Origin of the sequence: Photobacterium sp. 53610 (genome assembly GCF_036409375.1) — a bacterium.
Classification (GTDB): Bacteria; Pseudomonadota; Gammaproteobacteria; order Enterobacterales; family Vibrionaceae; genus Photobacterium.
The window spans coordinates 1-6,862 of sequence record NZ_JAXOFS010000026.1 but is presented as its reverse complement, the minus strand read 5'-3'; the positions used below and the strand labels follow the sequence as shown (position 1 = coordinate 6,862).

The following is a 6,862-nucleotide window of genomic DNA, read 5'->3' as shown; positions in this document are numbered from 1 at the left end:
CCGATAGTACCAACGTTAACGTGCGGTTTCGTACGTTCAAATTTTTCTTTAGACATGGGTAGTCCCTCTAGGCACGGTATTTAGGTGGTATAACGACCACACAACCAATCATGGGTTTTGTAGAGTATATATCAAAAGAATTGAAGTGCTTTGGAGAGAGAGTGGTGCTGATAGGCGGATTTGAACCGCCGACCTCACCCTTACCAAGGGTGCGCTCTACCAACTGAGCTATATCAGCACACGAGAAATGTGGAGCGGGCAGCGGGAATCGAACCCGCATCATCAGCTTGGAAGGCTGAGGTAATAGCCATTATACGATGCCCGCAAACTCGTAACTCGTAGAGCTATTCAACCATTTGAATATGGTGGAGGGAGAAGGATTCGAACCTTCGAAGGCGGAGCCGTCAGATTTACAGTCTGATCCCTTTGGCCACTCGGGAATCCCTCCAAATTTTGGTGCCGACTACCGGAATCGAACTGGTGACCTACTGATTACAAGTCAGTTGCTCTACCTACTGAGCTAAGTCGGCGTAAGTGCTGCGCATTCTATGCGATGGATTTGGGGGTTGCAATAGGAAAATACAAAAAAAATTAGATTGATGCGCCTTGTGCGCATTTATTAACCAAACATCAGCAAGTGTGTACAGATTTCATCATCGGAACAAAAGATGTCCTCTTTCCCTTCGTCAATTGATCCTGTATTGTCCCATTCCCTGTGAATGAGATTTTGGTTACAAAATGAACGAGATCCTAACACCTTACCTCTCCTTTGACCGGCAGGCATGGGCTGAATTACGCAAGTCGGTTACCATGACACTGAACGAGTCGGATCTCGAAAATCTTCGCGGGATAAACGAGCACCTTTCCATGGATGAAGTTCGGGATATCTACCTGCCATTATCTCGTTTGCTGAATCTGTATGTCGGTGCGCGTAAAGGCCGTAATCGTGTGTTAGAAGAATTTCTTTCACAGCCCAAACCCACAACTGTCCCTTATATCATCGGCATTGCTGGCAGTGTCGCTGTCGGGAAAAGCACAACGGCCCGTTTGCTGAAAGCCCTGCTCACCCGGTGGCCGGAACATCCTAAAGTCGAGCTCATCACAACCGACGGTTTCCTTTATCCGAATCATGTTCTGCTGGAAAAAAACCTGATGAAGAAGAAAGGATTTCCGCAGTCCTATGATATTCGTCGCTTGGTAGAGTTTCTGACCGAAGTAAAATCCGGCAAACCCCGCGTAGAGGCGCCCGTTTATTCCCACCTGACTTATGACATTACCGATGAAATCAAAGTGGTGGAACAGCCGGATATCCTCATCATTGAAGGACTCAATGTATTACAAAGCGGTATGGACTACCCGCATGAACCACATCGGGTTTTTATTTCTGATTTACTCGACTTCTCGATTTATGTCGATGCAGAGCCGGACCTGCTGCAAACCTGGTACATTGAGCGGTTCTTGAAATTCCGCAAGGGTGCCTTCCAGGATCCCTCTTCTTATTTCAATCACTACACAAAACTGAGCGAATCAGAAGCGATTAAAACTGCTACCAATATCTGGCAGGAAATCAACGGGAAAAACCTGAAGGAAAATATCCTGCCGACCCGTGAACGGGCCAGCCTGATCCTGCAAAAAGGATCAAATCATGCAGTACAGACCATCAAGCTCAGAAAATAGCGAATCCAGTCAAGACCAGCACTTTAAACACTGGTCTTGCATTTAATCACCTTTACGCAGTGAGATCTCCCCACCCAGATAAGGGACCAGCCCCTGTTCAGTTTCTAGCAGTAAGGCACCCTGAGGGTTGATTCCGCGGGCAATTCCCCGAATCACCTTTTCTCCCATCAGTAATTTGACTGGCCGGCCAAGAAAGTTGTCATACTGATCCCACTCATCAACAAAACCAGCCATCCCAACGTCTTCATAACGCTGCAATGTTTCGGTCATTTCGGCAATAATGGCTGCGGCCAGCTGATTGCGGTCAGGCATGGGTTGGCATGCTTCAGCCAGATTCGCCCATGGCTGACCGACAGTTTCCGGATCCGTATTGGTCATGGTCAGATTCAGCCCCATCCCAATCACCAGATGAGCCGCATCGCCTGCTTTCCCGCTCATTTCAACGAGAATCCCAGCCAGCTTTTTATCCTGATAATAAAGGTCATTGGGCCATTTGACTTTGATGTCTTTCGCGCCCAGTTTCTGAAGGGTTTTCGTTACCGCCAGCCCAACCACAAGGCTTAACCCCATTGCGGCTGCAACCCCGGCATCCAGCCGCCAGTACATAGAAAAGTAAAGGTTACTGCCAAATGGAGATAACCACTGTCTTCCACGCCGGCCCCTGCCTGCCTGCTGATATTCAGCCAGACAAACGGCGCCCTTGGGCAACTGTCCGATCCGATCCAGCATGTACTGGTTCGTCGAATCAATCACGGGAACCAATGACAGCGACGGGCAGTCGACCTGAGCAAGAATGGCCGTTTCATCCAGCAGCTCAAATCCGGCCGCTAAACGATAACCCTTGCCCTGAACCCGGTGGACATCCAATCCCCATTCCTGAATCACCTTAATATGTTTACTGATCGCCGCACGCGAGATCCCCATCACTTCCCCGAGCGCCTCTCCGGAGTGGAATTGCCCGTCCGCAAGTATGCGGATCAGGGCCAGCTTAGTCGCATGCTCTTTCATGGCATCACCTCGTCCAAAGTGGTTTCCCCGTTGGCAGCCATAAAGCGCACCTCGTGTTCCAGTCGGACTCCAAATTTATGAGCCACGGTATCCACAATATGCCGGGCCAGCCGGAGTACATCCTCAGAGGTTGCATGACCGGTGTTCACAATCACCAGGGCTTGCTCTTGATGAACAGCGGCGCCGCCAATCTGATAGCCCTTTAAATCACACTGGTCAATCAGCCATCCTGCTGCCAGTTTGTAATGCCCTTGCTGAGCCGGGTAGCTCGGTAATTCGGGAAATGCCGCAGAGAGTTGCTGATACATCTCCTGATTGACAACCGGGTTCTTAAAGAAGCTGCCCGCATTCCCCAATTGCGTCGGATCAGGCAGCTTCGCGCGACGTACCGCGCAGACCTGTTCCAGGATGTCTCCCGCCGTGACGGTTTCGGGATCAAGAGTGGCCAGCGGGCCATAAGAGATATTCGGCTGCCAGTCTTTGCTCAACCGTATTCCGACAGCGACAATGATGTGTGTTTCCTTCAAGGCGTGCTTAAAAACCGAATCCCGATAGCCGAAGCGACATTCGTCAGCGCTGAGCCGCCGCACCTCACCATCTCGCCTGTCCATGACATCCACATATTCGCAGATGTCCTGTAATTCCACGCCATAAGCGCCAATGTTCTGAATGGGTGCAGAACCGGCACAACCCGGAATCAAAGCCAGGTTTTCAAGGCCGGGCATCCCCTGTTCCACAGTCCAGCAGACCAGCTGATGCCAGTTTTCGCCGGCACCAACATGCAGATGGTAGGCATAGTCCGTTTCAGTGACCGCCACGCCCATGATACGGTTCAGAATCACAGTCCCTTGGAAATCACTGCAGAACAACAGATTACTGCCTTGCCCGATAATCAGTGATGGCGATGAATCCAGGCACTCATTGAAAAGGATGGCCTTCAGTTCATCGACTGTTGCCACAGCGGCTATTCGGGAGGCCGACACCTGGATACCAAACGTATGTAATTGAGCCAGTGACTGGGAATGCAAAACTTCCATACCAATTTCAAACCGTCGCTTTATACTGGAGGCCGCATTCTAACTGATCCCTGGCAGTGACGCAGTTAATTCCATGACAGATTTCACGAAAACAACACTTAGCTTCCATCCTTTGGAACCGATTCGATTCCCGCTGGTCAATCGACTCTACAAGGCCCATTACCCGGCAGGGAAAGCCAAAAGAGACGAAGTCATCTGGATCGGTGAAACAGCATCAGAAATTGTCACTGTTGTCCGCTTTCAGCTGTCTGAGGATCACCAGTTATTAACCGGCATGTTGGTTTCGCCTGCGTTCCGGCAACAGGGAATTGCTCTGGCTTTACTGGCAGCCTGTCAACCGCAGTTGGCATTTATGCGCTGTTTTTGTTTTGCATTCAGCCACCTTGAGTCGCTTTATGTAAGCGCAGGATTCAGAGTTGTCTCTGAGGATGATTTACCTGCGACACTGGCCAACCGGCTTCAACGCTACCGGAGTGCAGGAAAATCACTCACACCCATGCTATACAGCCCGAATTGACCAACCTGCCTCCCAAGCTCAGCAATTGCTCCATTGTGGCCACTTTACCATCACTAAAATCTGGTATAATTGGCCTCTTAATTTTTAGATTTATCAAATAAGTCGCGGAACGAGGCGATAATGGATTCAGCTACTGCAAATAGGCAGCTCATTGATCAGCTACCGTGTATTGCGCATCAACCAGAAAATTTAGAAACACTGCTGGATGCCAGTGCTTTTCGTGAGCGCTTGCATCAGGAAATCTCGAACGCAACTCAGCGTATTTACCTGGTTGCACTCTACCTCCAGGACGACGATGCGGGTCGTGGTATCCTCAAAGCATTGTATGAAGCCAAACAAAAACGTCCTGAACTGGATATCAAAGTACTTGTCGACTGGCATCGCGCACAGCGCGGATTAATTGGCGCAGAAAAATCTGAAGGGAACGCAGCTTTTTACCGGGAGTTCTCAGCGTCATACGAACATAAAATTGAAGTATTGGGTGTACCCGTCCGCAACCGTGAAGTCTTTGGCGTACTGCATCTGAAAGGCTTCATCATTGATGATTCGGTGATCTACAGCGGCGCCAGCCTGAATGACGTCTATCTCGCTCAGCATCAGCGCTACCGCTGTGACCGCTACCATGTGCTGAAAAATGCCAGACTGGCAGACAGCATGGCTCAGTTTGTTCAGCAAACATTAGTCGACAGCCCGGCAGTCAATTGCCTGAATCAGCAAGTTCGCCCTGAAACGAAAAGCTTACGGAATGCAATTCGGGACTTACGCCAGGAACTGCAACGGGCAAGCTACTCCTTTGAGCCTGAATCCGTCAGCGAAAATCAGGTCGGGCTGACGCCAATCGTCGGCCTGGGACGACGAAAAAACAATCTCAATAAATATATCTGTACACTGATCGCCAGCGCCAAAAATGAGCTGACTATCTGTACGCCATACTTCAATTTCCCCCGCAGTGTCAGCCGTGAAGTCAAACGTGCCTTAAGACGCGGAGTGAAAATCACCTTAATTGTGGGCGATAAAACGGCCAATGACTTTTATATCCCCCCCAGTGAACCGTTCCGGACAATTGCCGGATTGCCTTATCTGTATGAGGTCAATCTGCGCAATTTTGCCAAACATAATGAAGCTGCGATTGCTCGCCGGCAGTTAGCCATTCATATCTGGAAACACGACAACAACAGTTTCCACCTGAAAGGTATCTGGGTCGACCGTCAGTACATGCTGATCACCGGTAACAATCTCAACCCGAGAGCCTGGAAGCTGGACCTTGAAAATGCCATCTTAGTGCATGACAAGCATGAGTTACTGTCTGAGCAAAAACAGCAGGAACTCAACGCAATCTTGCGACATACTCAATTAATGGGCAGTTATAAATTTATCGACAAAGTCGAAAGCTATCCTCTGCCAGTCAGACGCTTAATCAAGCGTATACGACGCCTGAAAGCAGATCATATCCTGAACCAGATCCTGTAGGGGGTTGATCATGACGATTGCAGCAATTGATGTGGATGCTCAGCAAACATTTACCCCGCTTTGTCCGGACGAATTACCCGTTCCGGGTGGGGATCAAATTGCAGCAGCGCTCAACGAACAGGCTAAATTGGCGAGTTGGCGCATCCTCACCAAGGATGCCCACCCGTCGAATGCCGTCTGGGTTGTGGAACACCACGACAAGATGCTGCAATCACTTCCGCATCCGAATGCCGATCTGACCTGGGTGAAACACGCCGTTCCCGGCACACAAGGGTTCAAAGTCATCCCAGGGCTTCCGGAGGTCACAGACTATGATCATGTCATCTGGAAAGGGATCGAGCCTGATCTTCACCCCTACGGTGCTTGCTACCACGATCTGCAGGAACAACTCAGTACGGGTCTGATCGAATGGCTCAACAGCAAAGGCGTCACTACTGTTTTAATTGGCGGACTGGCAACAGACTATTGCGTAAAGACAACTGCGCTCCAGCTCCAGGCAACAAGAGCATTTAAGGTCATTGTCAATTTGGCAGCCTGCCGTGGCATTGCCGAGGATACGGTCACTTCCAGCTGCGCTGAAATGCGTCAGGCCGGAATATTCGTAGCCGAAAACCTCTCAGAAGTGAAATCTCTCTGTTCCAATGAGACGTACATCTTGCCATAGCAAATCAGGTATCCGTTCAATCGGATACCTGGTTTTCAATCTCACCACAACCCTTCTGTAGCACTCACATATTTTCCTACGAGCCGAATTTTAAACCGCCAGCCAAGCAGTATTTACATGTCGGTCTTTCATCGCTGACTTTTATTACGGCATGCCTACAGCACAATCAACGATAACGACACGGAGTTCTTATCAGTGATGCAGAACCGAGACGACAAAAGCAAAGCACTAGTCATCCCAGTCAGGTTTTCATAGATACATTCAGAGAGTGGTGTCTGAATCAGCCTCTGATCTTAAGAGAAGCGTAATTAAACTCACAGTGAGTAGCTTCGATTGAGAGCAAGTATCAAATGATGCTCAGTTGATCTGATGCTTATAGAAAAAGTTAAAACGCAAAAAGGCCACCCATTCGGGTGGCCTTCTTTAATAGAGCACCTGGCGATGTCCTACTCTCACATGGGGAGACCCCACACTACCATCGGCGCTGCT

The 6,862-nt window shown here is 49.6% G+C and carries 6 protein-coding genes and 4 tRNA genes; 4 read left to right on the top strand and 6 right to left on the bottom strand.

Going from position 1 to position 6,862, the window contains the following annotated elements; all coding sequences use genetic code 11:
- Positions 1–162: 162 nt before the first annotated feature.
- The 4 genes from SPK40_RS22850 to SPK40_RS22835 all read right to left on the bottom strand — a co-directional run bounded on the left by SPK40_RS22850 (position 163) and on the right by SPK40_RS22835 (position 530).
- A tRNA-Thr gene (locus SPK40_RS22850) sits at positions 163–238 on the bottom strand.
- Between the two features lie 12 nt (positions 239–250).
- A tRNA-Gly gene (locus tag SPK40_RS22845) sits at positions 251–325 on the bottom strand.
- Between the two features lie 38 nt (positions 326–363).
- Positions 364–448 (bottom strand) — tRNA-Tyr (locus SPK40_RS22840).
- A gap of 6 nt (positions 449–454) precedes the next feature.
- Positions 455–530, bottom strand: a tRNA-Thr gene (locus SPK40_RS22835).
- Positions 531–738: 208 nt separating this feature from the next.
- Here SPK40_RS22835 and coaA point away from each other — a divergent pair.
- Complete coding sequence (gene coaA / locus SPK40_RS22830; RefSeq protein WP_248144888.1) at positions 739–1,677, top strand: type I pantothenate kinase; 939 nt, start codon at positions 739–741, stop codon at positions 1,675–1,677.
- Between the two features lie 42 nt (positions 1,678–1,719).
- On the opposite strand, the gene birA is transcribed toward coaA, so the two are convergent.
- The gene (gene birA / locus SPK40_RS22825) at positions 1,720–2,685 is read right to left on the bottom strand and encodes a bifunctional biotin--[acetyl-CoA-carboxylase] ligase/biotin operon repressor BirA (protein ID WP_330962004.1); all 966 of its coding nucleotides are present in this window, start codon (positions 2,683–2,685) and stop codon (positions 1,720–1,722) included.
- Complete coding sequence (gene murB, locus SPK40_RS22820) at positions 2,682–3,722, bottom strand: UDP-N-acetylmuramate dehydrogenase (RefSeq protein ID WP_330962003.1); 1,041 nt, start codon at positions 3,720–3,722, stop codon at positions 2,682–2,684. Before murB ends, birA begins: the two co-directional genes overlap by 4 nt.
- A gap of 73 nt (positions 3,723–3,795) precedes the next feature.
- Here murB and SPK40_RS22815 point away from each other — a divergent pair, with 73 nt between their 5' ends.
- The 3 genes from SPK40_RS22815 (at position 3,796) to SPK40_RS22805 (ending at position 6,373) form a co-directional block, all read left to right on the top strand.
- Positions 3,796–4,239 (top strand): GNAT family N-acetyltransferase, encoded by a 444-nt coding sequence (locus SPK40_RS22815; protein ID WP_330962002.1) that lies wholly within the window; start codon positions 3,796–3,798, stop codon positions 4,237–4,239.
- Positions 4,240–4,359: 120 nt separating this feature from the next.
- Positions 4,360–5,709 (top strand): CDP-diacylglycerol--serine O-phosphatidyltransferase, encoded by a 1,350-nt coding sequence (gene pssA, locus SPK40_RS22810; RefSeq protein ID WP_248144884.1) that lies wholly within the window; start codon positions 4,360–4,362, stop codon positions 5,707–5,709.
- A 10-nt stretch (positions 5,710–5,719) separates the two neighbouring features.
- Complete coding sequence (locus SPK40_RS22805) at positions 5,720–6,373, top strand: nicotinamidase (protein WP_330962001.1); 654 nt, start codon at positions 5,720–5,722, stop codon at positions 6,371–6,373.
- The last annotated feature ends 489 nt before the right edge of the window (positions 6,374–6,862 follow it).